Raw genomic sequence first — 23147 nt, forward strand, 5'->3', positions numbered from 1 at the left:
CACAACCGCTTTTTACTTTGCATTGCTTGATCAGGGGCTAAAATAGCCGCATGCCCTGATTGTCACTGGATTTACCATGATTGATAGAAGCCTGCCCCTCACCGATCTCCACCGCCACCTCGATGGTAATATTCGCGCCAGCACAATATTGGCGCTGGGTCAGCAACATGGCATCGCCTTGCCTGCTCAGGAGCTTGAGGCGTTACGGCCCCATGTGCAGATTGTAGAAACTGAGCCCAGCCTGTTGGCCTTCCTGAGCAAGCTGGATTGGGGGGTAAAAGTCCTGGCCAATTATGATGCCTGCCGACGGGTGGCTTACGAAAATGTCCAGGATCTCCAGTTGGCAGGAATTGACTATGCCGAGCTGCGCTTCAGCCCTTGGTATATGGCCATGAACCATCATCTGGACCCACAAGGAGTCGTGGAGGCGGTGATCGATGGCGTGCAGGCGGGTTGTCGCGACTTTGGTGTACAAGCAAACCTGATTGGTATTCTGAGTCGGACCTTTGGTCAGGCACAGTGCGAAAAAGAGCTGACCGCCTGCCTGGCTCATGCCGATCAACTGGTGGCGATTGATTTGGCGGGCGATGAGCTGGGTTTTCCCGGCCCCCTGTTTGCTGACCATTTCCGTCGGGTTCGTGACGCTGGACTACACATCACTGTGCATGCGGGTGAAGCGGCTGGCGCGGATAGCATCTGGCATGCGATACGCGCGCTGGGGGCGGAGCGAATTGGTCATGGCGTGAAAGCGATCCAGGATCCGGTGCTGATGAACTATCTGGCGGAACAGGGCATCGGCATCGAATCCTGTCTCACCTCCAATATCCAGACCAGTACAGTCGTCAGCTACGACAGTCACCCTCTTCGGCACTTCCTGGCGCATGGCATTCTGGCGTGCCTAAATACCGATGACCCAGCGGTGGAAGGCATCGAGCTGCCCTATGAGTATCAGGTTGCAGCCCCAGCCGCTGGATTGAGCGCTCAACAGATCCGCCAGGCACAAATCAATGGCCTAGAGCTGGCGTTCCTCAGCCAGGAGGAGAAGCAAGCATTGCGCACGCTCGCGGCACAGCGCAGCTGACAGGTCCGCAAAACAATCAGGGCTCCTGAACGGAGCCCTGATAAGAGATTTCAATTAACGCAGAGTCAGGGTCATTCAACCACGGCCACATTGGTCTTGCCGGCGGATTGCACCATGCGCACGCGCTTGCCAGGGACAAAGGTCGGGCTGGCCTTTTGAACCACCACGACACTGTCACCGTTTTCTTTCTTAATTTCGATCTCGACGCCATCAACCTGGTTCAGCTTATCACCGGCCGCCTTGCCAGCTGCCGCACCACCAATGGCACCAGCCACAGTGGCAATGTCCTGGCCTTTACCGCCACCCACAGCACTGCCCAAGACCCCGCCGAGTACACCACCAGCAATGGTGCCCAACACAGAATCATCACTGGTTTGGATCTTGATCGGCCGCGTCGCGGTTATGGTTCCGTAGGAGACGGTTTGAACGGTTTTCGCCTGATTGGCGCTATAGACATCACCCGAATAGGTATCGCTGTTGGCACAGCCAGCCAATGCCACCAGAGTGCTGAGAGCCAGAAGGGTCAGATGCTTGGACATATCAATCTCCTATTAAGTCACTCTGTGACTCACGATTTATACATCCTATAGTACGCGGCTCTATCGATTGCTCAAGTACTGACCACGTAGATACCTGTACCCAAGCTAAACAGAATGTGATCTTGAGCTCTTTCGACATGAAAGGGCTCAACTGCGGTTAACCGTTCAACACGGTCAGCGGATCCGCACAGGCATAACCCAGAGATTCAGCGACCCCGGCATGGGTAATTTGCCCCTGGAATACGTTCAAGCCATTCCGTAGGTGAACATCTTGACGCAGGGCATCCAGACCCTTATCGGCTAACGCCAGCGCATAGGGCAAGGTGGCATTATTCAGGGCAAAGGTCGAAGTGCGAGGCACAGCGCCCGGCATGTTTGCCACACAGTAATGAATGACGCCATCCACCAGATAGGTCGGCTCATCGTGAGTGGTGGCGTGAGAGGTTTCAAAGCAGCCACCTTGGTCGATGGCGACATCCACCACCACAGATCCGGCCTTCATTTGCTTGAGCATGGCGCGGGTCAGCAACTTGGGCGCGGATGCACCAGGGACCAAAACTCCGCCGATGACTAAATCAGCATTCTGGCAGTGGGCTTCGATGGCATCACGAGTCGCATATTGGGTGTTGATACTGTTGCCATATTGCCGCCACAAGTTGCGCAGCACATCGACGTTCCGATCCAGCACCCAAACCTCGGCGCCCATACCGACGGCAATCATGGCCGCATGTGACCCCACGACACCACCGCCCAGGATCACCACCTTGGCAGGCGCCACTCCGGGAACTCCTCCCAGCAGTATCCCGAGCCCGCCGTGGGGTTTTTCGAGGAAATAAGCGCCCGCTTGAATGGCCATCCGCCCTGCCACTTCCGACATGGGAGCCAGCAAGGGTAAACCACCGGTAGCTGAAGTGACGGTTTCATAGGCGATACAGGTCGCGCCACTGGCCATCAAGGCTTGAGCCTGTTCAGGATCCGGAGCCAGATGCAGGTAAGTAAATAGAATTTGTCCCGGCCGCAAACGTTGGCACTCGATCAGTTGCGGCTCCTTGACCTTGACGATCATCTCGCTGCGGGCAAAAACTTCCTCCGCAGAGAGCACAACCTCGGCTCCGGCCTGGCGATAATCTTCATCGCTCATCCCGATGCCGGCACCAGCTTGTGTTTCCACCAGTACGCTGTGACCACGTTCGGCCAATTCCCGCACCGAGGCGGGAGCCAAACCAACACGATACTCTCTGACTTTAATTTCCTTGGGAACACCGATAATCATACTGAACTCCTGTCATTTAGGTAGGTAGCAATATCCGTAGCAGCTTGTTTTATTGTTCTTCCAGTTATCCATTCATTCATCGAGTCATTCAGTTGCAAACCAGATGATAAAACCAGTAACTAGCCATAAATCAGCAAACTATATGCCAAAAATTAACAGTATGATTTATAAAGAGTTTGTCTTATACCCTTCAGTCTTACACGAGATCCAGCACAATAAAGGGTAGATTTTCACCAAAATAGAACACCAACAAATCTCGAATAATTAGCACCATTTCATGGTAAAGATAGAAAATAACTCCAACTAAAACCAATATATGACACATATAAAGAATATTAATCTGGCGAAAATTCAAGTGGCACGGTGAACGTTCGGCCCAGGCCCCAATTCCAGTCGGTTCTAACGGTGACAGAGGCATCGGCCGCAGAATAGCGCGCGCAGAGGGTCAAGCGAGCAGGAGATAAAAAGAGGAGAAAAAACCATCAAAGATGGAGGACAGATAGACAATTGCGGTCAATATCCTTTCCGCTCGGTTCACGGATCAGGTCGCGAACATGGATTGTCCAGTCGGGAGTAACAAAAACGGCGCCAGGATGGCGCCGCTGAAGTTGTCACGAAGAAGGGATCAGATGACCCGAGAAAACTGTTGTTGGCGGGCTCGCTGCCGCAGATAGATATCAAAACACATACAGATATTGCGGATCAGTAAGCGGCCAGTGGTATTCACTCGAACACCGTCATCGTCACGAGTGACCAGACCATCATCAATAAACGTCTGCAGTAACGCCAGGTCCTGAGCAAAATAGTCGTTGAAACAAAGATCATAGCGCTCGGCAATTTCGGTGAAGTTCAGCTGGAAATTGCAGATGAGTTGCTTGATCACATCCCGGCGGATCTGGTCATCTCGATTCAAACGGCAACCTTTCCACTGTGCCTGACCCTGCGCTTCAATCGCCGCATAATAGAGTTTCAGATCCTTCTGGTTCTGGGAATAAGCATCGCCCAACATACTGATCGACGAAACGCCCAAACCGAGCAGATCACACTCACCCTGGGTGGTATAGCCCTGGAAGTTACGATGCAGCTTGCCTTCTCGCTGCGCGACTGCCAACTCATCATCCGGCAAGGCAAAATGATCCATGCCGATGTATTGATAGCCTTCGGCAGTCAAAAACTCGATGGTGTCCTGCAACATGGCCAATTTTTCAGCGGCTGGCGGCAAGGTTTCATCTTTAATTTTATGTTGGCCGGCAAAACGACTGGGCAAATGGGCGTAATTGAAGATGGAGAGTCTGGCGGGTGCCGTCTTAACCACCTCTTCCAAGGTATGGCGGAAACTGGCGCGAGTCTGTAACGGCAGACCGTAAATCAAATCCAGATTGGTCGAGCGAAATCCAAGTTCCTTGCTCCGAACCAGAAGCGCACGGATGAAATCATTATCCTGAACGCGATTTACCGCGACCTGAACCTCATGATTAAAATCCTGAACGCCAATACTCAGGCGATTAAAGCCAACTTCCTGGAGCACATCCAGCATCGAGAGTTCGATTTCCCGCGGATCGACTTCAATGCTGATTTCCCCCTGATCCGCAAAATTGAAATAGCGTCGTAACAACGCCATCAACTGCCGGATCTCGTCAGGAGAAAGATAGGTCGGTGTTCCACCACCCCAGTGCAACTGGGTGACGGTGCGATTGGCAAATCGTGGAGCTAGATGGGCGATTTCCTGCTCGAGGTATTCCAGATATTCAGCGGCCTTACGCGTTTGTCGAGTGATTATCTTGTTGCAGGCACAGTAGTAACAGAGCATGTGGCAGAACGGAATATGCACATACAACGAGAGAGGCCGTTCAGGATACTCTGCGGCAGCATACAAAAAATCATCGACACCGAATTCTTCGCTAAATTCCAGGGCGGTCGGATACGAGGTGTAGCGAGGTCCGCTGTAGTTGTATTTTTGGATGAGCGCTTCATCCCACACGACCTTGTCAAACTGCACCCTAACCTCCGGAATTCAACGTTCAATACCGCAGCACGCTCGCCGCTCTGTGTTACTTTTTACTGGGTTTATACTCAGGATCGATCTCGCTGGGATCAAAATCATCGTTAATAAAACGCTGCAACAAATCATCGGGCGAGGCCGGTTCAGCCACGTCGTCGTCATCATCGTCATCCATCCCCAACGCGACTAACAACTCCTGATGGCGCGCCAGACGGGCATCAAGCCAAGCCTCGTCGTCGGCAGACACGCTCAGACCGTCATCCAGGCGATCCAGTAACAGATTCAGACGTTCATCGTTCTCGATGGCCGCCAACTCCTGTTCCAACTTCAACTGCAGTTGTTTAGCCTGCTGCTCAGCAATCTGCTCCGCAGTTTTCACCGCTTTTGCCGTCTTTGCTGCCACAGGCTTTTTCGCCGGTTCAACGACCAGAGCGACCGGCTTGCGAGAGCCAACGCGGGGATCTTTACTACCGCTGCCGCTCTTGATGCCGGAGGTTTCTTGTTCAACGGCCTGACGAGAACCAGCCTTCAGACCTTTCCGCTTATTATCGCGTTTGCGTTGACGCGCCGCATGGGCACTTTCTTGCGATTCGTTTCTCTTATGGACCTTGCCCTTCGGCGACGTCTGACGGGGCTTTTGCGTGTCAGCCATGGTGATCTCCGGCTTACATAATGATGAATGAAGGGCCGACTGGCCAATGGGGCAGCATTGTGACATGAAAGGGGCAAGCCCCCAAATTCCTCCTCAAGAATAGGCGAAAAAAGACCGATTTCGCCTGCACAGGTCATGCACAAGGCCGTGGACTCCAGGTATCCTTACGCGGTATTCGTTCTTGAACCATGGAGTGGACCATGAGCCAACCCCTGAAAGCCCCCCTACCACTATTGATCCTGGATATTCTGGGCTCTGTGCTCATGCTGTGGGGCATCATAGAGCATTTTGAAATCGTGCAGTTGATGCCGGAAGCATGGCGTTTTCCGTTCTATACCCCGGTATTACTGGTCAGCGGTCTGTTGTTGATCATGCCGTATCAATTCACGATTGTTCTCGAAGCATTGCGGCGGCGGAACAGCAACACAAAACCATGAGAAGATCGCCAAGATCCCAACAGTGGCGCATCGACTCTGCCATAATCTGGATCAGAATTATCACCACCGCTGGCGGCCACGCCTGTTAGCGGCCTCACGGGAGGGCGAGGCATGTCCCTCCTGGTATCGCGACTATGATGAAGACAAAGAAAAACGCACCGATTTCGACCGAAGATATCCTGCTCAAATTGTGTCATTCCGTCAGCAGCGTTCTGACCGAAGCCACCCACCATGAAGTCAACTACTCACCCATGGTACAGCGGATCAGCAAGACCTGCTTGCGGCCTGACATCGGCTGTTTTGTATTATTCGACGGTGCATTTTCTGGGTTGGTGGTGATTAACTTTACCGCCGCCGCCGCCCTCGAGGTGTATCAGAACTATCTGATGAACATGGGAATACCGAAGGAAGAGCTGGCCACCCTGCACACCTCAGACGAAGTCGGTAACGTCATGGGTGAATTGATGAACCAAATCCTGGGGGATTTTACCAACAAGGTGAGCCAGGAGCTGCAAACCTCGATCAGCCAGAGTCAGCCGAAGATGCTGACCCTGAATAAACAGGTACTGATTTCGGTCGATACCAACCTGGATCGTCCTCAAGCTCGTCGCGTCTCCTTCTTCACCGAGAAGAACAATATCTTCTACATGGAGCTGGCGATGGATAAAACCGAGTTCATCCAGTTGCATGACTTTACTCGTCATGAAGTAGTCGATCCGGATAGCCTGCTGCGCAGTGTCGCCAATGGCGAAAACATGGGCTCTCACGGCAGTGCCGCACCGGCCAGTCAAGGCAATGACGATCACGATGACCTGCTGGCCTCGCTAGGCCTGTAACCTTATTATCAAACCGCCTACGGGCGGTTTTTTATTCCATCGTCAGCGCATTCAATAATGTCACCCCATCTTCAGCTCGGGCTGAGCTCATCAGCGACGCACCTCTGGCTATCCACCATTCGTTAAACAGCGGAGGAATAATCCCGCAGCTGCTCCCATGCCAGTCGGATAGCCATGAACTGCAATGCATCGCCTTGCCGGTCCGGGTGATGCTGGAGCGCCAGTTGTTTCCAGCGCTGACGGATCATCGGATACGTGGCGGTATCCCTCAGACCCAGCGTTGCTAGCGCCTGGCGACGCACCTGCGCAGAGAGTGTCGGTCTAGCCGCGTAAATCCGCCAAAAATCATGCAGTAGAAGTTCAACCTCTCGCTGGGTCGCCACGAAACAGTTGCGCCAATCGAGATAGTAATCCCGCAGCGGATCCGCCTGTTGCAACCCGGGGTGCCCAGCCGGAATGGGTACCAGCTGCAGGGCCAATGGTATCACCTGCAACCAGGTTCCACATTCCAACAGTCGCTGCTGCAATTGATACAAACCATTCATGAGCAGGAAATTGGTACGAAACAGTTGTATTTCAGCCGTAGTTTCCCAATCAGGGAGACAACCTTGATTCGCCAGACATTGCATCAACTCATGCAGCTTATGAACCGGGGCATCGGCCAACAACTGAGCCAAGATCGGCGTCAGCAGCGGGTTCTGGTATGTCTGGTATGCTTGCTCCCCATGTTCCGCATTCATCGCCATAGACTCCATCGGGTTTCTCATCGCCAAAAACCGCGCTACGCGTCTGGCAAGCCATAACGCCATGACTCATGATACTATATGAGCAACTAGGCGGTTGATGGCCGCCATTTGAGACTCAGCAAGACTCTTCACTTTTTTGATAATGGGAATTTAACCGTGCAAACGCCAACCCTGAACTTTAACAAGGTGCACTTTGTGACCAGCGCCCCGGATATTCGCCACCTTCCGGATGATAGCGGTGTCGAGGTGGCCTTTGCGGGGCGTTCCAATGCAGGAAAATCCTCAGCACTCAACGCTCTGACCAACCACAAAAACTTGGCACGGACCAGTAAGACCCCTGGTCGTACCCAACTGATTAACTTGTTTGAGCTGGAGCCTGGCCGACGCCTCGTCGATCTACCCGGCTATGGCTATGCCCAAGTACCGGAAGAGATGAAGCGTAAATGGCAGGCTTCACTCTCTGAATATCTGCAAAAACGAGAGTCGCTCAAAGGGCTGGTTCTGTTAATGGATATTCGCCATCCGCTCAAAGACACTGATCAGCAGCTGCTGGAGTGGGCCTCCAGCAACGAGTTGCCGGTGCTGGTGCTTCTGACCAAGGCCGACAAGTTCAATGCCGGCCCCCGGAAAAATATCGTGCAGCAAGTCCGCCAGGATGTACTGCCATTCGGGCATTTAGTGCGCGTAGAAGCATTCTCGTCCCTGAAAGGTCTCGGCATAGATCTGCTGGCCGAGGTATTAACCGAGTGGTATTACGCCGATGCAGGGCCGGAAGAAGAAACCAACGCTGAGTAATTCCGAAATTTGATTTCACTTTAAAAACCGCCCACGTGGCGGTTTTTTTATGCCATCAGCAATCACCATCGACATATGGCAGCAACAGATAGCGCTTTCAAAAGAATATTAAATTGATAACAAAACAAAAGTCAGAACAGGAAACCAAAAACGTAATTTTATTACAGATGGCATTAAAAAAACGCCAGATCTTCATCTGGCGTTAGGAGACAAGGTCTCAAAGGGGGAGGCGCTAACCTGCAAGACGGATCTGGCAATCGGCCTTGCAAGCGCTGGGTTAATTATAGCAGCTACGAATAAATAAAATGCAGTAATTACTCTATTTCATCACTCATATCGCGCCAATCCTCATATTCTTCGGCATGATTGCCTCACCAATAAAAAAGCCCCGGTGAATCATCACCGGGGCGGCTAAGCAGCCTGACTATGTCTCAAAGCAAAATGTGTAAGATGGAATATCTTACCTCTGTACCCTACCCCTCAAACTCTACGCCCCGTGCCGGGGCCATGCCAAGCAATTTATGGTGTAAAAAAGTCAGGACGTGACTGGTAACATTTTCAATGGCCTCATCGCCCAAATAAGCAGGAGCACTCCCCCATTGCGACGCTGATCGACCAATATCTAGGGTCATCTAATCTGCAGATAAAAAAAGACCTCCACGAGGGAGGTCTACAAAATGGTCCAATTTCTGCTATTAAGTTAGTCAGCAGATTTCGACGAAAGTTCCTACATCCGAAGAACTTTTTTCTGGGTGCCAGAAAAATAGCCGCACAAGCTGCAGTTAATGCGCCTGATCCCAGTTATCGCCGACACCAATCCCCACCTCGAGCGGCACGGCCAATTCGGCGGCCTGACTCATCAAGCGGCGAATTTCCGGCATATAGCCGTCGACTTTGTCCTCACGAACCTCAAACACCAATTCATCGTGCACCTGCATCAACATACGGATGCTGCCTGTCTCACAGCTTGGCAGCCACTCGGCGAGTTGAATCATAGCCCGCTTGATAATGTCAGCAGCCGTACCCTGCATCGGCGCATTGATGGCGGCCCGCTCGGCTGCCTTGCGCAATCCCTGATTACGGGCGCGAATATCAGGGAGGTAGAGACGACGACCAAACAGGGTTTCGACATAGCCCTGCACCTCGGCTTGGGCCCGGGTGCGCTCCATATAGCGCTGTACACCTGGGTAGCGAGTAAAATAGCGATCCATATAGTGCTGTGCCTCACTGCGCGGAATACCCAGTTGCTTGGCCAGACCAAATGCACTCATGCCATAGATCAGACCGAAGTTGATCGCCTTGGCGTTACGCCGTTGCTCGGTGGTGACGTCAGCAGGGGCGATGCCCATGATTTCGGCTGCCGTTGCGCGGTGAATATCCTGTCCCGCCGCAAATGCGCTTAACAGACCTGGGTCCTCAGACAGATGCGCCATGATCCGCAATTCGATTTGCGAATAATCCGCCGCCACCAGCTTGTAGCCCGGCGCCGCAATGAAAGCCTGGCGGATCCGTCGTCCTTCTTCGCTGCGGATCGGTATATTTTGCAAGTTTGGATCGGTGGAGGAGAGACGTCCGGTTGCCGTGACCGCCTGATGATAGGAGGTATGCACCCGTCCGGTCGTCGCATTCACCATCAACGGCAGTTTATCCGTGTAGGTGGATTTCAACTTGGCCAAGGTGCGATGCTCCAGCAGCAGGCGTGGCAACTCGTAGGTTTCCGCTAGCTCGGCCAATACCTCTTCCGCGGTGGAGGGGGCGCCTTTGGGCGTCTTTTTCAGGATCGGCAGCCCCAGCTTTTCAAACAAAATTTCCGCCAACTGTTTCGGCGATGCCAGATTAAACGCCTGCCCAGCCATGGCATGGGCCTGCAGCTCCAGTTCATGTAACCGCACTTCGATTTGCTGACTCTGCTCGGCCAGCTTAGGAACGGAAATCAGCGCCCCACAGCGCTCCATATCAGCTAGGATCGGCACCAGCGGTAGCTCTATGCTCTCCAGCACCGACTTTAACGCCGGTACCGCCGCAACTTGTGGCCACAGGGTCTGATGCAGCCGCAAGGTAATATCGGCATCTTCAGCCGCATAGGGGGCCGCCTTCTCCAGTTCAATCTGGTTGAAGGTCAGCTGCTTGACGCCTTTGCCTGCGATCTCTTCGAAGGTCACGGTCTTGACCCCCAGATACTTGGCCGCCAAATCATCCATATTGTGCCGGGTCGCCGTGGAGTCCAGCACATAGGATTCGAGCATGGTATCGAAGGCAATGCCCCGCAATTCAATGCCATGATTGCGCAACACGTTGCGATCAAACTTCAGATTCTGGCCAACTTTCAGTTTGCTGGCATCCTCCAGCAGTGGCTTGAGACGGGCCAAGGTGGCATCCCGATCCAGCTGTGCCGGAGCGCCCAGGTAGTCGTGGGCCAAGGGCAGATAAGCTGCTTCCCCAGCCGTTACCGCAAAAGAGACACCCACAATCCGGGCTTGCATGTAATCCAGAGCATCGGTCTCGGTATCAAAGGCAAACAGTTCGGCCTCAGCCAAACGCTGTAACCAGAGAGCAAAATCAGCCTCGTCGAGGATGGTGTGATAGCTCACCGCATCTGGCGCCTTCGGCAAAGCGGATTGCGCCTCGGCCGCCGCCGCCGCACTACCTTCCTCTTCCATCAGCCCCTTGAATTCGTATTCCCGATACAGCGCCTGCAAGGCTTGGTGATCCGGCGTCGGCTGGGTAATGTCGGTAATTCCCACTTCCAGCTCGACATCGGTCTTGATGGTTGCCAGTTCATAGGAAAGGCGAACCACCGCCTCCTGCTCGCGGAATTTCTCGGCAAAGCCTTTGCTGCCACGAAACGCCAGCGCGGCCACCCGATCCAGGTTATTCGCCACCTCATTGATACTGCCAATCCCCTGCAACAGCGCCACCGCGGTTTTCGGACCGACGCCCGCCATACCCGGGATGTTGTCGCTGGAATCGCCCATCAACGCCAGATAGTCGATAATGAGCTCGGGCGGCACGCCAAAACGATCGATCACCCCTTGCCGATCCGTGGTCTCACCTTTCATGGTATCGATCAGCGTCACATGGGGAGACACCAACTGCGCCATATCTTTATCACCGGTACTGATCAGGATCTCGATCTGTTGCTCGGTGGCCTGACGTGCCAGCGTCCCGATGACGTCATCCGCCTCCACGCCATCAATCACCAGCAGCGGCAAGCCCATAGCGCGAATAATGGTATGGATCGGCGCAATCTGAGTCCGTAGCTCATCCGGCATTGCTGCGCGATTAGCCTTGTATTCCGGATAGAGATCGTTACGGAAGCTCTTACCCTTGGCATCAAACACCACGGCAACCGGAGAGTTCGGATACTGCTTGAGCAGACTACGCAACATATTGGTCATCAGGCGAATCGCGCCCGTAGGCACCCCGGCGGCAGTCCGCAAATCAGCCTGTTGCGAGGCAAAAAAGGCACGATAAAGGTAGGAAGAGCCATCCACCAGGATGAGCGGAGCTGGGCTTGTCATGAAGCGGGTCCTGCAGAATTCGGAAGTGGGCTAAGGATGCCACAGCGACCTCGATTCGGCCACGGCGCAACCTGTGCATAATTTTAACAAGCTGTGGATATCTCTGTTGAGGAAAAAACAAGGATCAACAAATGGTGCTTTCACTCGAAATGAAAACACGAATTTAACTATGCATATCAGCAAGTTAAATAATGAAGGATCCTGAATCGCACAGGATCCTGATCTCGGTCAATGTGGAAAACATTCGCGACGTCTACAGCAGAACCACAAAAACTGACTTTTTTCCGCTACCTGACAGTAGGGAAGAACGGCAAGGCGGACACTTTCCGCACTTTCGAAGCGTATGGATTTGCGGCAGATCACAAACTACACAACAGGTCATTTGAATCTGCCCACATAAATCGATCCGCCCTAACTCAATTGGCGATTCAACTCGGCCTGTTGGGACCCCAACAACTTCGCCATGAGATAGCGCAACAAGACACCATACGCAGGCACAAACAATCCGATACTGATCAGCAGCTTCACTCCATAGTCCACCGTTGCAATCTCGACCCAATGGGCGGCCATGAAGGCATCCGGGCTACGCCAGAACGCGATGAAAAAGAATGCCACCGTATCCAACAAATTACCGACTATGGTGGAGGCCACCGGAGCCACCCACCAGGCCTTGAGCTGACGCAGGCGGTTAAACACCGAAACATCCAGGATCTGCCCCAGCAAATAGGCCATAAAACTGGCGCAGGCGATTCTCGCCACGAACAGATTGAACTGCGCTAACTGTCCGGCTCCCTGGAACTGGCCTTCAAAGAACACCACCCCTAACAGATAGGAAACCAGCAAGGCAGGCATCATCACGACCAGAATGATGCGGCGCGCCAATTCGGCACCGAAGATCCGGACGGTCAGATCCGTTGCCAAAAAGATGAACGGAAAAGTAAATGCACCCCAGGTGGTGTGCAATCCGAACAGGCTGATGGGCAGCTGAACCAGATAATTACTCGCAGCAATAATAGCCACATGGAACAGGGACAGACGAATAAGCGCCGTCTGATAGTGCGCGGGAGATAACTGCATATTGTGTCCTTTTTGATGATTCAGATCCGTCAGACGGGGTTAGGGAACCCGTCAAACAGCCTTGACTACTTTCTTTCGCGGCACGCTCAGGATCCAGTGTGGATCCGCGCCCGGCGGCAGGCAAGGCGGCGCATTATACGGAGTTTTATCCGGACGGCAAGCTCCAGCGCTGACTCAGCGCGGACGACGATCCCAGATCAGTCTCGGATCAAACAACATGGCGGCAATCATGGTCACCACCACCACACCAGCAAACGCCATCGCTGCCGCACCGGGATAGATGGACATCAGCTTACCCATCCGGATCAAGGCCACCAAGATCGCAACCACAAACACATCCACCATAGACCAGCGGCCAACAAACTCGGTCAGCCGATAGAGACGGGTTCGGCCTCGCCGATGGTGAACCTCTCCCTTCCGCACGGTATAGCAGAGCCAGAACAGTGCCAGGATCTTGGCGATCGGCACCAAAACACTGGCCACGAAAATGACGATGGCGATCGGATAAGAGCCCATGTTCCACAGCAGGATCACCCCAGCTAGGATCGTGGAATAGATATTAGTACCCAGGCTTTCTGTCACCATGATAGGCAGCAGATTGGCCGGAATATAAAGGATGCAGGAGGTGATCAGCAGCGCTACACAGTATTCGATGCTGTGGGGGATACGCGTATGCACCACGCTCTGGCAACGGGGACAACGCACGGCATCGGCCAGCAGAATGCCATCACAACCATGGCAATGGGTTACCCCTTGCGCCAGAGCATTCTGTCCCTCCAGCAACAAGGGAATTTCCGGCATCGGGCCGCGGATCTGCTCCCACATCCAGCCCTTGTCCAAGTACAACATGCTTTTTAAATAGGAGAGACTGAACACGCAGAAACACCAGAAACCTGAACCGACCGAGATCTGGGCCAGTGACGCGATCTTGATGAGGCTGATGAGCACTCCCACCAGAAACACCTCGACCATGCTCCAAGGCAAAAGCAAAAATAGCCACCGGGTTGCAGATGCAGCCAAAGGTGGTGGCCGTCGCCTTAAGCGGAACCCCAGATAGAGATAACAGACCAGCCCCAGACAACACAGCGGCAACAATTGCATGCACAGGAATACCAACACCGACAAGACTCGGTACTCCTCGCTGAACAGCACCGAGGCCGCTTCGAACAGGCTCATGCTATTGACCATCCCCTGAGCGTTGATAGCCAAGAATGGCAACACATTGGCACACATCAGCATGATAATACTGGTCAGCGCAAAGACCGGTGGCCCCACCCGGGGATTGTTCGGCAGATGCGCCAGTACATTACCGCACTGCGGGCAAAGCGCCTGTTCTCCCTCCTGCAATGCCGGGACGGCCACCAATAAATCACACTCGTGGCAAACGCTCTCCCGGGCAGGAAGTTGCTCTTTCGCGGTCGGGTTGGTCACGGTATTTGAACTCATGGGCATTCGGAAAAAACAGGAATTTATCATCCGTGATCCCGGCTGGCGGTACAAGGGGTTACGCCTTAGAGCCGTAGCAGAGCAAAATCCAGCACACATGGCCTAAAGACCATCCAAATGATGGGGAACGCAAAGTTTAACTTTCGATTGCTGACTCAATTGACACTTGACACAAAACCCCCTAAAACTCAGATCCAGCGCATAAAATCGAACCTCCCGGCCTGTCGGTTCCGCCATTTTGTAAAATTTTGTAAAAAATGGAATCGCGGCTACGGCATTGCAGCCAACAGTCAGTGCATTATTCGCCGTCAGAACGGCCTCAAGGATGAGAGCACCGGCTAATTCAATACGGGTAGAGAGCATGTTGCAATGGATTAGGGAACAATGGCACCAGGCACAACTCAGAGAATCCGCAAAAAAATCACCGCCCAACCAGAGCGCCGAGCGGGAGGCGTTGCTGTTTAGTGGGCTCTGGCGCGAACTTCAGGATAACCAATTGGATTCTGTGGTCAGTGCCGCCGGTGTGTTGTTGGAGCGCGGTAGCCCCCAGGAGCTCATCGAAGCCTGTAAAATTCTGGCTCATGCTCATCTGAACAATCACCGGCATGACGAGGCGGTCAGTTACTTCCGCTTTGTCGCCGAACAACAGAATACCCCCGATGCCTGGTTCAATCTGGCAACCGCTGCCACCTTGGCCAAGGATTTTGCTACCAGTCAGCCCGCCTATGAACAGGCTCTGGATTTATGCACCACCACCGGAGCGGCCAGCCATTACAGCATCCCCTACATGCGGATGAACTTCTGTAATGCTCTGGAGGTACAACAAGAACATGCTCAAGCCTTCGAACAATTGCAGTTGCTGCTGCGCAGTTATCTGGATCCTGCGCCCGCTGCGTCGCGACTCTCCTCCATACTGCCCATCCAGCCGTCGTTGCCTCAATTACTGATCATTGCCTCGCGGATCTTGGCTCATCACTCCATAGCGGAAGCTGAAATCTGGTATGGCACTCTGGCACAGGGGTTATCCCCCCATGAGCGGCAACTGCTCTCCCGTTTTCATATCCATATCAACGATGCTCAGAATCCCGGACCCGATCCCGAACCCATCACCTAGCCGATTGGCACGCGGTTTTCTGCCACATCGTCGACAACCCTGTCCTCTTCTCCCTGATCTCGACCGTAAATTGCGATACACTGCGGCTGTTTTTTGGACCAGAGAACGGATCTAGAGATGAGTGACGAAACAACGCATTTTGGCTACAAGACAGTCGCTGCCCACGAGAAAGAGCAGATGGTGGCGGGTGTGTTTCATTCCGTCGCCGCCAAGTATGACCTGATGAACGATCTGATGTCGTTTGGCATCCATCGTCTGTGGAAACGCTTTGCCATCGATTGTGCCGGTCTGCGTCCCGGCCATAAAGCGCTGGATCTGGCAGGCGGCACCGGCGATCTGACCGCCCGTTTCTCGCGCATCGTCGGTGAAACTGGGGAAGTGGTGCTGGCGGATATCAACGACTCCATGCTCAAGGTCGGTCGCGACAAACTGCGCAATCTCGGTCTGGTCGATAACATCCGTTACGTCCAGGCCAATGCCGAAGCCTTGCCCTTCCCGGATAACCATTTTGACCTCATCACCATCGGCTTCGGCCTACGAAACGTCACCGACAAAGACAAGGCGTTGGCCTCCATGTTCCGGGTGTTGAAGCCCGGAGGACGCCTGCTGGTGCTGGAGTTCTCCAAACCCACCAGCGAATTGATGGCCAAACTCTATGACCTCTATTCGTTTCACATACTGCCGAAAATGGGCCAACTGGTGGCGCAAGATGGAGACAGCTATCAGTATCTGGCCGAATCGATCCGTATGCATCCGGACCAGGAAACCCTCAAGGGCATGATGGAGGCGGTCGGCTTCGAAGCCGTCGAGTATTTCAATCTGACCCAAGGCGTCGTCGCCCTGCACCGCGGTTACAAATTCTAAAATTCAGGAGTTGCGATGTCATTGCCGCTGCCAATGCCACTGGAGATCCTGCTCACCGCCGGGTTGGAAACTGCGCTGAATCAGTTGCTGGCGCTGGATGAACGCGCCGCCTTTCGCCGTCAGCCATTGCATGGCAAGGTGCTGCAGCTGGATATCCGTGAACTGAAACCGCTGTGGCTGGTGTTTTCGCCCAGCCAGGTGGATATTCTGACCCGCTATAGCGGTGCCGCCGATGCCGGGATCAGCCTGAACCTCGATGCCCTGCCCCGCTTGCGGGACAAGAACCAGCTCACGCCGCTGATCCGTGAAGGCAGGGTCGATCTGCAGGGCGACCCCGCCCTGTTCAACCAGTTCGCGATCCTGCTGGGTGAGTTGCACATCGACTGGGAAGGGCATCTGGCCCGCTACACCGGGGATGTCATCGCCCATACTCTCTGCCACTCCGTCCGTAGTCTGCACCAGAGCCTGCGCCAACAGCGGGGTCTGCTGCGTCAGGACGTGGCGGAATATGTCACTGAAGAGGCGCGTCTCGCCCCCGGTCCTCTGGAAGTGGCCTGCTTCAGTGACGATGTCCGCGCGCTCAAACAGCAATTTGATAGCACGGCGCTGCGCCTGGAAAAACTGGCTCACAGGATTGGACTATGAGACTGCGCGAGTTACGCCGCCTGTACCGCATCGGTGCGGTTCTGCTCCAGCACGGTCTGGATGAATTACTGCCCCGGCAGTGGCAGCCCTGGCCTATCCGCATCTGGCGCCGCAGCTTGTTCTGGTTACGCAACCGCCACCCCACCGCCTCACAAGGCAAACGGCTGCGACTCGCTTTCGAAGCCCTGGGTCCAGTATTTATCAAGTTCGGACAGATGCTCTCCACGCGCCGTGACCTGCTGCCGCCCGATCTGGCTGAAGAGCTGGCCCTGCTGCAGGATCGGGTGCCACCGTTTCCGGGCGCCCTGGCCCGTCAGCAGATTGAGCACAGCCTGAAGCAACCCATCGAAGCCCTGTTTGATGACTTTGACGAGACCCCACTCGCCTCGGCGTCCGTTGCCCAGGTGCATACCGCACGGCTCAAAAGCAGTGGCGAAGAAGTGGTGCTGAAGGTGATCCGCCCGGATATCCGCCCGGTGATCGATGCCGACCTGGAGTTGCTTGAAGCCTTGGCTCGCCTGGTGGCCTGGCTGGTGCCGCGCAATCGCCTGCGTCCGGTGGAGGTGGTGCGGGAATATCGCAAGACGCTGCTCGATGAGCTGAACCTGATGAGTGAAGCGGCCAATGCCATCCAGCTGCGCCGAAACTTCGAGGGCTCGCCCCTGCTCTACGTCCCGCGCATCCATACCGATCTGTGCCGGGAGAATGTGCTGGTGATGGAGCGCATCTACGGTATTCCGGTCTCCGACCGACCCGCTCTGGAAGCCAATGGCACCAACCTGAAACTGCTGGCCGAACGCGGGGTGGAGGTGTTCTTCACCCAGGTATTCCGCGACAGCTTTTTCCACGCCGATATGCATCCAGGCAATGTCTTTGTCTCTTATGAACATCCCGACGATCCACTGTGGATTGGCATCGACTGCGGTATCGTCGGTACCCTGAATCGCGCCGATAAACGCTATCTGGCGGAGAACTTCCTCGCCTTCTTCAATCGGGATTACCGCCGGGTTGCCGAGCTGCATGTGCAATCGGGTTGGGTTCCGCCCGATACCAAGGTGGAAGAGTTCGAATCGGCACTGCGTACCGTGCTCGAGCCCATCTTTGCCAAGCCACTGGCCGAGATCTCGTTCGGTCAGGTGTTGTTGAATCTATTCAACACCGCCCGACGCTTCAATATGCAGGTGCAACCCCAGTTGGTGTTACTGCAAAAGACCCTGCTATATGTCGAAGGACTGGGCCGCCAGCTCTATCCACAGCTGGATCTGTGGCAGACCGCCAAGCCCTTTCTCGAACGCTGGATGCGACAACAAATTGGCCCGCAAGCCGCCTGGCGCGCCCTGCAGGAGAATGCACCCTTCTGGCTGGAGAAACTGCCCCAGTTGCCGGATCTGGTTTACGATGCCCTGCAACAGGCGCAGCGTCAGCAGCATCAACTGGATCGGCTCTCGCACCAGTTCCAGCGGCAGCACCAGCAGCAAGGCCGGGCCCGCTATCTGCTTGGCATCGGCGGCGCTGTGCTCATCGGCAGTTGTCTGTTACTCGAAAGCCGGTTCCACAATCTCGGCGTATGCGGCATAGTGGCTGCCGCCCTGTTCTGGCTCGCGGGCTGGCGCGCGATGGCCGCCCAACGTCACTGAACTCGCCCACCGGCTCCATAACGGATAGCCGGCTCAACCTGACCGCCACTCAACGTGAGGTGAATCATGCATTTTAGTATTACCGAACTCCTGCTCATCGCCTTCATCGTGCTGATCCTGTTCGGCACCAAGAAGCTGCGCAACATGGGCGGGGATCTGGGCAGCGCCCTGCGCGATTTCAAGAAGGCGCTGCATGATGAGCCCAAGGCCGACAAGCCCCCCGTAGAGCCGGAACAACTGGCCGATGCCCAGTTTCATGCCGACGCCGAACCCTCGCCGAAAAAACCTGCCGCCACCGATACGCCGCAGGATAAGTAAGCCATGTTCGATGTCGGCTTCTGGGAGCTGGTACTCTGCGCCATTGTCGCTCTGGTCGTCCTGGGGCCTGAGCGCATGCCGGTTGCCGTCCGCAGCGTGGCGCACTGGGTTCGCATCGCCCGCTCGACCCTGAATGCGGTGAAATCCGAATTTGAACATGAACTGGCACTCGGTCCGCTCAAACCGGAGCAAACACCCGACCTGCAGCCCCCTCACATAGCTGCCGCCGAGCCCTTGCCATCATCGCAAACCGCCGTGGCGACCGAGATCCAGCAGGCGATTGCCGAGCTCAAGGCGGCCGCGGTGCAACGTGCCGAAAACATGGGCGTCGGCAACTTGGGCGCCGGAAACGTGGGCGCCTCTCCCCCCCGTACCTCCGCCGACAGTGACAAACAGACATGACCCTTCATCAACAACCGCTGATCAGCCATTTGCTGGAATTGCGCCGCCGTCTGTTACGCTCGCTGGCGGCCGTTGCGGCCCTGTTTGTGGTGCTGATCTACTTCGCCAACGATATCTACCATCTGCTGGCGCTGCCCCTGTTGCGAAACATGCCCAGCGGTGCGCAGATGATCGCCACCGATGTCACCACCCCCTTCATGATCCCGATGAAGCTGACCCTGTATGTGGCGTTGTTTGTGGCTATCCCCTACGTGCTGTACCAGATCTGGGCGTTTGTGGCGCCAGGCCTGTATCAACATGAACGCAAGATGGTATTACCCTTGGTGGTGGCCAGTACCGGGCTCTATTACCTCGGCATGCTGTTCGCCTATTTTGTGGTCTTCCCCATGGTGTTCAGCTTCTTCGCCCAGACGGCACCGGAAGGCGTCACTATGGCCACCGACATTGCCAGTTATCTGAGCTTTATCATGGGCATGTTCTTCGCCTTTGGCCTGGCCTTCGAGGTGCCTGTTGCCGTCTGCCTGCTGTGCTGGAGTGGCGCCACCACACCCCAGGCCCTGGCCGAGAAACGTCCCTATTTCATCGTCGGGGCTTTTGTGGTCGCCATGTTTCTCACCCCGCCCGACGTGCTCTCGCAAACCCTGCTGGCAGTCCCTATCTGTCTGCTCTTCGAGCTGGGGCTGATCATGGGCCGCTTCTACCGTAAGCCAGCCCCGCCGGAGGATACCCCATGATTGATATTGGCCTGAATCTGGGGAATGCCCAGTTCGCCCATGACCAGGATGCCGTGGTGCAGCGGGCTCGCGACGCTGGGGTCGAGGCCTTGATCCTGACCGGTACCGATCTGGCCGAGAGTGCCGCCGCCGCCGAATTGGCCCAGCGTTGGCCCGGCTATGCCTTCAGCACCGCAGGGGTCCACCCCCATGATGCCCGCCACTGGGACAGCCAGAGCGCGCAAGCCCTGCGGGAGCTGGCCACCCAGCCTCAGGTCGTGGCCATCGGCGAGTGTGGACTCGATTTTAATCGCGACTTTTCCCCTCGCCCGGCACAGGAAGCCGCCTTCAGCGCCCAGCTGGAGTTGGCCGCCGAGCTGCAGCGGCCGGTATTTCTGCACTGTCGCGATGCCCATGCGCGTTTCGTGGCCCTGCTCGAACCCTGGATGTCGCAACTGCCCGGCGCCGTGTTGCACTGCTTTACCGGTAACGGTGACGAGTTGGCCGAGTGTCTGGCCCTGGGGCTGCACATCGGCGTGACGGGCTGGGTCTGCGATGAACGTCGGGGGGAGGAGCTCCGCGCCCTGGTGCCGCAGATCCCCGCCGGTCGCCTGATGATCGAAACCGATGCCCCCTATCTGCTGCCGCGGGATCTGAGCCCGAAACCCAAATCCCGCCGCAATGAACCGGCCTTCCTGCCCCATATCGCGGCCAGCATCGCCATGCTCCGCGGGGAACCGGTGAACCAACTGCTGGCCCATACCCGGGCGACTAGCAGAGCCTTCTTTCGCCTTGATGAGGTACCGTTATGACCCAATTCGTTGCCGCTGCCTTTCCGGCCCGCCGCCCGCGCCGTTTGCGCAAACATGACTTCAGCCGCCGCCTGGTCCGGGAGAATGTTCTGACCGTGGATGATCTCATCTATCCGGTCTTCGTACTGGAGGGAGAGAACCGCCGCGAGGCCATCGCCAGCATGCCGGGGATCGAACGCCTGTCACTGGATCTGCTGCTGCAGGAGGCCGCCGAGCTGGTCGCTCTGGGCATACCGGCGATTGCCCTGTTCCCGGTGATTGGACAGGAGCACAAGAGTCTCGACGCCACCGCCGCCTGGGATGATCAGGGCCTGGTCCAGCGTACCGTGCGCGCCCTGAAGGCGGCCTTCCCGCAGCTGGGTGTCATCACCGATGTCGCCCTCGACCCCTACACCACTCACGGCCAGGACGGCATCATAGATGACAGTGGTTATGTGCTGAACGAAGTGACCACCCGGGCACTGGTGAAACAGGCACTCTCCCATGCCGTGTCCGGAGCCGATGTCGTCGCCCCTTCCGACATGATGGACGGCCGCATTGGTGCCATCCGCGAGGCACTGGAGAGCCATGGCTTCTCCAACACCCAGATCATGGCCTACTCGGCCAAATACGCCTCTCACTACTATGGTCCGTTCCGGGACGCAGTCGGCTCGGCCGCCAATCTGGGCAAGAGCAGCAAGGAAACCTACCAGATGGATCCGGCCAACAGCGATGAGGCCCTGCACGAGGTGGGTATGGATATCGCCGAGGGTGCCGACATGGTGATGGTGAAACCCGGCATGCCCTATCTGGATGTGGTGCGCCGGGTCAAGGATCAGTATGGTGTCCCGACCTTCGCCTATCAGGTCAGTGGCGAGTATGCCATGCACATGGCTGCCATCCAGAATGGCTGGCTCAAGGAGCGCGAGACGATTCTCGAATCCTTGATCTGCTTTAAACGAGCCGGTGCTGATGGCATCCTCACCTACTTTGCCAAGCGCGTTGCTCAATGGCTACGCCAGACACCGGCCTGACCGGCTAAAGGACATCCATCATGAGCAAGCTGACGATCCGGGACGTGGCGCGAGAGGCCGGGGTATCCATTGCCACCGCCTCCTATGTGCTGAATAACAAGCCGGGTAAGGTCTCCAGCGCAACCCGAGACCGGGTATTGTTGGTTGCCGAGCAACTCGGTTACCGACTGCATCCGGGCGCCCGTCAGCTGCGTGGCATCTCTCATACCCTGCTGATCCTGTTGCCTGGACACAAATGGGCGCCGGATCTGCGTGGCATCCTGATGGACTATCCCTTCTTCAACGAATTACTGGCCGGGATAGAACATGCCGCCTTCGATGCCAAGTTGCAGCCCTCCCTGCAGCGCATCGAACGCCCCGAGGATATTCGCCATCTGCTCAATGGCCCGACACCGAGCGGTGTTCTGATCCTGGGAAAACACGATGAAGGGGTGCTGCAAGCATTAGAAGCCTTGGATGCGCCCGTCGCCCTGATCGATGACCGCGATTATTTCAGCCAGCATCCGATGTCCCGTTTTCATGACTACAGCATTGACGATGCTCTGCTCGGTGAGCTGGCGGCCGAACACCTGTTGAGTCTCGGCCACCGCCGTCTAGTCCTGCTGTTTGGTACCCTCAGTGCCTCCTCCGTCCACCGCGACCGTCTGAACGGGGTGCGCCGAGCCTTGAGTCGCCATGGTTTGAGTCTGGATAGCGACTGGCTCATCGAAACCGATGTCACTCTGGCTGGGGTCACCCAGATCGAGCCGCAACTGCTGGCCCAACTGCAGCAGGGCGCCACGGCGATCCTGGCGATGGCCGATATTCTAGCCATCGGCTGCTTCAAGCTACTGTTTCAGACCGACTATGGCATCCCTGAGCACGTCTCACTGCTCGGCATCGACAATTTGCATGTCCTCAACTATTTGCCCCTGCGCCTGACCACCGTCGGACAGGATGTTTACGGCCGCGGTTATCAGGTGGTTCGTCTGCTTCAGGGCCACGGCTCGGAACTGGCGCCGGTCAGCCTGATCCCAGGCGACACCACAGGCCCATCCCCAACCACGCCCCGCTAATTCCTGTCATAACAAGCCCCCTTCCGATATCTAACCACGCGCCATAAGAAAGGCTCTATGCCGGTTACGAGTTGTGCATCAAGCGGAGCGGAGTCTGGGCGAATAGCAGACCGTGGGTGGCAGGGGGCCCCCATCGAGTCGACAGGGATGTCTTCACGACGTGTCTGCG

The 23147-nt window shown here is 55.8% G+C and carries 22 protein-coding genes; 14 read left to right on the plus strand and 8 right to left on the minus strand.

Translation table 11 applies throughout. The features are described from left to right. The first annotated feature begins 76 nt into the window (after window positions 1-76). Window positions 77-1081: an adenosine deaminase gene (gene add, locus ACYVG7_RS02210; protein WP_460881614.1), complete on the plus strand. Its 1005-nt coding sequence runs from the start codon at window positions 77-79 to the stop codon at window positions 1079-1081. Window positions 1082-1152: 71 nt separating this feature from the next. On the opposite strand, the gene ACYVG7_RS02215 is transcribed toward add, so the two are convergent. The 4 genes from ACYVG7_RS02215 to yihI all read right to left on the minus strand — a co-directional run bounded on the left by ACYVG7_RS02215 (window position 1153) and on the right by yihI (window position 5547). Then, a complete protein-coding gene (locus ACYVG7_RS02215; RefSeq protein ID WP_460881615.1) occupies window positions 1153-1620 on the minus strand; it encodes an outer membrane lipoprotein in 468 nt (155 codons plus the stop codon). Window positions 1621-1777: 157 nt separating this feature from the next. Then, window positions 1778-2893 (minus strand): alanine dehydrogenase, encoded by a 1116-nt coding sequence (gene ald / locus ACYVG7_RS02220; protein WP_460881616.1) that lies wholly within the window; start codon window positions 2891-2893, stop codon window positions 1778-1780. Between the two features lie 625 nt (window positions 2894-3518). Then, on the minus strand, window positions 3519-4892 hold the full coding sequence (gene hemN / locus ACYVG7_RS02225; protein WP_460881617.1) for an oxygen-independent coproporphyrinogen III oxidase: 1374 nt from the start codon (window positions 4890-4892) through the stop codon (window positions 3519-3521). Window positions 4893-4944: 52 nt separating this feature from the next. Next, window positions 4945-5547, minus strand: a complete 603-nt coding sequence (gene yihI / locus ACYVG7_RS02230; protein WP_460881618.1) for a Der GTPase-activating protein YihI — start codon at window positions 5545-5547, stop codon at window positions 4945-4947. Window positions 5548-5747: 200 nt separating this feature from the next. Between yihI and ACYVG7_RS02235 the strand changes: the two genes are divergently transcribed. Together ACYVG7_RS02235 and ACYVG7_RS02240 are read left to right on the plus strand one after the other, a co-directional pair. After that, window positions 5748-5984: a hypothetical protein gene (locus tag ACYVG7_RS02235; protein WP_460881619.1), complete on the plus strand. Its 237-nt coding sequence runs from the start codon at window positions 5748-5750 to the stop codon at window positions 5982-5984. Window positions 5985-6118: 134 nt separating this feature from the next. Further along, window positions 6119-6820: a DUF3334 family protein gene (locus ACYVG7_RS02240; RefSeq protein ID WP_460881620.1), complete on the plus strand. Its 702-nt coding sequence runs from the start codon at window positions 6119-6121 to the stop codon at window positions 6818-6820. A 122-nt stretch (window positions 6821-6942) separates the two neighbouring features. Here ACYVG7_RS02240 and ACYVG7_RS02245 read toward each other — a convergent pair whose 3' ends face one another. Next, the gene (locus ACYVG7_RS02245; RefSeq protein ID WP_460881621.1) at window positions 6943-7560 is read right to left on the minus strand and encodes a DNA-J related domain-containing protein; all 618 of its coding nucleotides are present in this window, start codon (window positions 7558-7560) and stop codon (window positions 6943-6945) included. A gap of 162 nt (window positions 7561-7722) precedes the next feature. Between ACYVG7_RS02245 and yihA the strand changes: the two genes are divergently transcribed. After that, window positions 7723-8361, plus strand: coding sequence for a ribosome biogenesis GTP-binding protein YihA/YsxC (gene yihA / locus ACYVG7_RS02250; protein ID WP_460881622.1), 639 nt, complete (start codon window positions 7723-7725; stop codon window positions 8359-8361). Between the two features lie 782 nt (window positions 8362-9143). Here yihA and polA read toward each other — a convergent pair. The 3 genes from polA to ACYVG7_RS02265 form a co-directional block, all read right to left on the minus strand. Then, a complete protein-coding gene (polA, locus tag ACYVG7_RS02255; RefSeq protein WP_460881623.1) occupies window positions 9144-11882 on the minus strand; it encodes a DNA polymerase I in 2739 nt (912 codons plus the stop codon). Window positions 11883-12293: 411 nt separating this feature from the next. Next, window positions 12294-12959, minus strand: coding sequence for a 7-cyano-7-deazaguanine/7-aminomethyl-7-deazaguanine transporter (locus ACYVG7_RS02260; protein ID WP_460881624.1), 666 nt, complete (start codon window positions 12957-12959; stop codon window positions 12294-12296). A gap of 174 nt (window positions 12960-13133) precedes the next feature. Next, window positions 13134-14405 carry a PqiA/YebS family transporter subunit gene (locus ACYVG7_RS02265; RefSeq protein WP_460881625.1) on the minus strand — a complete coding sequence of 424 codons (1272 nt, stop codon included), beginning with the start codon at window positions 14403-14405 and terminating at the stop codon, window positions 13134-13136. Window positions 14406-14766: 361 nt separating this feature from the next. Between ACYVG7_RS02265 and ACYVG7_RS02270 the strand changes: the two genes are divergently transcribed. The 10 genes from ACYVG7_RS02270 (at window position 14767) to ACYVG7_RS02315 (ending at window position 22978) form a co-directional block, all read left to right on the plus strand. After that, window positions 14767-15519, plus strand: coding sequence for a hypothetical protein (locus ACYVG7_RS02270; protein WP_460881626.1), 753 nt, complete (start codon window positions 14767-14769; stop codon window positions 15517-15519). 117 nt (window positions 15520-15636) lie between these two features. Further along, window positions 15637-16383: a bifunctional demethylmenaquinone methyltransferase/2-methoxy-6-polyprenyl-1,4-benzoquinol methylase UbiE gene (gene ubiE, locus ACYVG7_RS02275; protein ID WP_460881627.1), complete on the plus strand. Its 747-nt coding sequence runs from the start codon at window positions 15637-15639 to the stop codon at window positions 16381-16383. Between the two features lie 33 nt (window positions 16384-16416). After that, window positions 16417-17028 (plus strand): ubiquinone biosynthesis accessory factor UbiJ, encoded by a 612-nt coding sequence (locus ACYVG7_RS02280; RefSeq protein ID WP_460881725.1) that lies wholly within the window; start codon window positions 16417-16419, stop codon window positions 17026-17028. Further along, entirely contained in the window at window positions 17025-18665 is a 1641-nt protein-coding gene (gene ubiB, locus ACYVG7_RS02285; RefSeq protein WP_460881628.1) for a ubiquinone biosynthesis regulatory protein kinase UbiB, read from the plus strand. Before ACYVG7_RS02280 ends, ubiB begins: the two co-directional genes overlap by 4 nt. Window positions 18666-18731: 66 nt before the next feature. Beyond that, entirely contained in the window at window positions 18732-18983 is a 252-nt protein-coding gene (tatA, locus tag ACYVG7_RS02290) for a twin-arginine translocase TatA/TatE family subunit (RefSeq protein ID WP_460881629.1), read from the plus strand. Window positions 18984-18986: 3 nt separating this feature from the next. Further along, complete coding sequence (gene tatB, locus ACYVG7_RS02295) at window positions 18987-19385, plus strand: Sec-independent protein translocase protein TatB (protein WP_460881630.1); 399 nt, start codon at window positions 18987-18989, stop codon at window positions 19383-19385. Then, the gene (tatC, locus tag ACYVG7_RS02300) at window positions 19382-20119 is read left to right on the plus strand and encodes a twin-arginine translocase subunit TatC (RefSeq protein WP_460881631.1); all 738 of its coding nucleotides are present in this window, start codon (window positions 19382-19384) and stop codon (window positions 20117-20119) included. Before tatB ends, tatC begins: the two co-directional genes overlap by 4 nt. Further along, on the plus strand, window positions 20116-20910 hold the full coding sequence (gene tatD / locus ACYVG7_RS02305; protein WP_460881632.1) for a 3'-5' ssDNA/RNA exonuclease TatD: 795 nt from the start codon (window positions 20116-20118) through the stop codon (window positions 20908-20910). Before tatC ends, tatD begins: the two co-directional genes overlap by 4 nt. Continuing rightward, window positions 20907-21923, plus strand: coding sequence for a porphobilinogen synthase (gene hemB / locus ACYVG7_RS02310; RefSeq protein WP_460881633.1), 1017 nt, complete (start codon window positions 20907-20909; stop codon window positions 21921-21923). Before tatD ends, hemB begins: the two co-directional genes overlap by 4 nt. Before the next feature lie 20 nt (window positions 21924-21943). After that, on the plus strand, window positions 21944-22978 hold the full coding sequence (locus tag ACYVG7_RS02315; protein ID WP_460881634.1) for a LacI family DNA-binding transcriptional regulator: 1035 nt from the start codon (window positions 21944-21946) through the stop codon (window positions 22976-22978). Window positions 22979-23147: the final 169 nt, after the last annotated feature.

It is taken from the genome of Pseudaeromonas pectinilytica, assembly GCF_054780855.1.

What these genes read in the sequence shown, in the direction of transcription:
- add (WP_460881614.1), top strand. Translation starts at nt 77, where the DNA reads ATGATTGATAGAAGCCTGCCCCTCACCGATCTCCACCGCCACCTCGAT.
- ACYVG7_RS02215 (WP_460881615.1), bottom strand. Translation starts at nt 1,620, where the DNA reads ATGTCCAAGCATCTGACCCTTCTGGCTCTCAGCACTCTGGTGGCATTG.
- ald (WP_460881616.1), bottom strand. Translation starts at nt 2,893, where the DNA reads ATGATTATCGGTGTTCCCAAGGAAATTAAAGTCAGAGAGTATCGTGTT.
- yihI (WP_460881618.1), bottom strand. Translation starts at nt 5,547, where the DNA reads ATGGCTGACACGCAAAAGCCCCGTCAGACGTCGCCGAAGGGCAAGGTC.
- ACYVG7_RS02235 (WP_460881619.1), top strand. Translation starts at nt 5,748, where the DNA reads ATGAGCCAACCCCTGAAAGCCCCCCTACCACTATTGATCCTGGATATT.
- ACYVG7_RS02240 (WP_460881620.1), top strand. Translation starts at nt 6,119, where the DNA reads ATGATGAAGACAAAGAAAAACGCACCGATTTCGACCGAAGATATCCTG.
- ACYVG7_RS02245 (WP_460881621.1), bottom strand. Translation starts at nt 7,560, where the DNA reads ATGAATGCGGAACATGGGGAGCAAGCATACCAGACATACCAGAACCCG.
- polA (WP_460881623.1), bottom strand. Translation starts at nt 11,882, where the DNA reads ATGACAAGCCCAGCTCCGCTCATCCTGGTGGATGGCTCTTCCTACCTT.
- ACYVG7_RS02260 (WP_460881624.1), bottom strand. Translation starts at nt 12,959, where the DNA reads ATGCAGTTATCTCCCGCGCACTATCAGACGGCGCTTATTCGTCTGTCC.
- ACYVG7_RS02265 (WP_460881625.1), bottom strand. Translation starts at nt 14,405, where the DNA reads ATGAGTTCAAATACCGTGACCAACCCGACCGCGAAAGAGCAACTTCCT.
- ACYVG7_RS02270 (WP_460881626.1), top strand. Translation starts at nt 14,767, where the DNA reads ATGTTGCAATGGATTAGGGAACAATGGCACCAGGCACAACTCAGAGAA.
- ubiE (WP_460881627.1), top strand. Translation starts at nt 15,637, where the DNA reads ATGAGTGACGAAACAACGCATTTTGGCTACAAGACAGTCGCTGCCCAC.
- ACYVG7_RS02280 (WP_460881725.1), top strand. Translation starts at nt 16,417, where the DNA reads ATGCCACTGGAGATCCTGCTCACCGCCGGGTTGGAAACTGCGCTGAAT.
- ubiB (WP_460881628.1), top strand. Translation starts at nt 17,025, where the DNA reads ATGAGACTGCGCGAGTTACGCCGCCTGTACCGCATCGGTGCGGTTCTG.
- tatA (WP_460881629.1), top strand. Translation starts at nt 18,732, where the DNA reads ATGCATTTTAGTATTACCGAACTCCTGCTCATCGCCTTCATCGTGCTG.
- tatB (WP_460881630.1), top strand. Translation starts at nt 18,987, where the DNA reads ATGTTCGATGTCGGCTTCTGGGAGCTGGTACTCTGCGCCATTGTCGCT.
- tatC (WP_460881631.1), top strand. Translation starts at nt 19,382, where the DNA reads ATGACCCTTCATCAACAACCGCTGATCAGCCATTTGCTGGAATTGCGC.
- tatD (WP_460881632.1), top strand. Translation starts at nt 20,116, where the DNA reads ATGATTGATATTGGCCTGAATCTGGGGAATGCCCAGTTCGCCCATGAC.
- hemB (WP_460881633.1), top strand. Translation starts at nt 20,907, where the DNA reads ATGACCCAATTCGTTGCCGCTGCCTTTCCGGCCCGCCGCCCGCGCCGT.
- ACYVG7_RS02315 (WP_460881634.1), top strand. Translation starts at nt 21,944, where the DNA reads ATGAGCAAGCTGACGATCCGGGACGTGGCGCGAGAGGCCGGGGTATCC.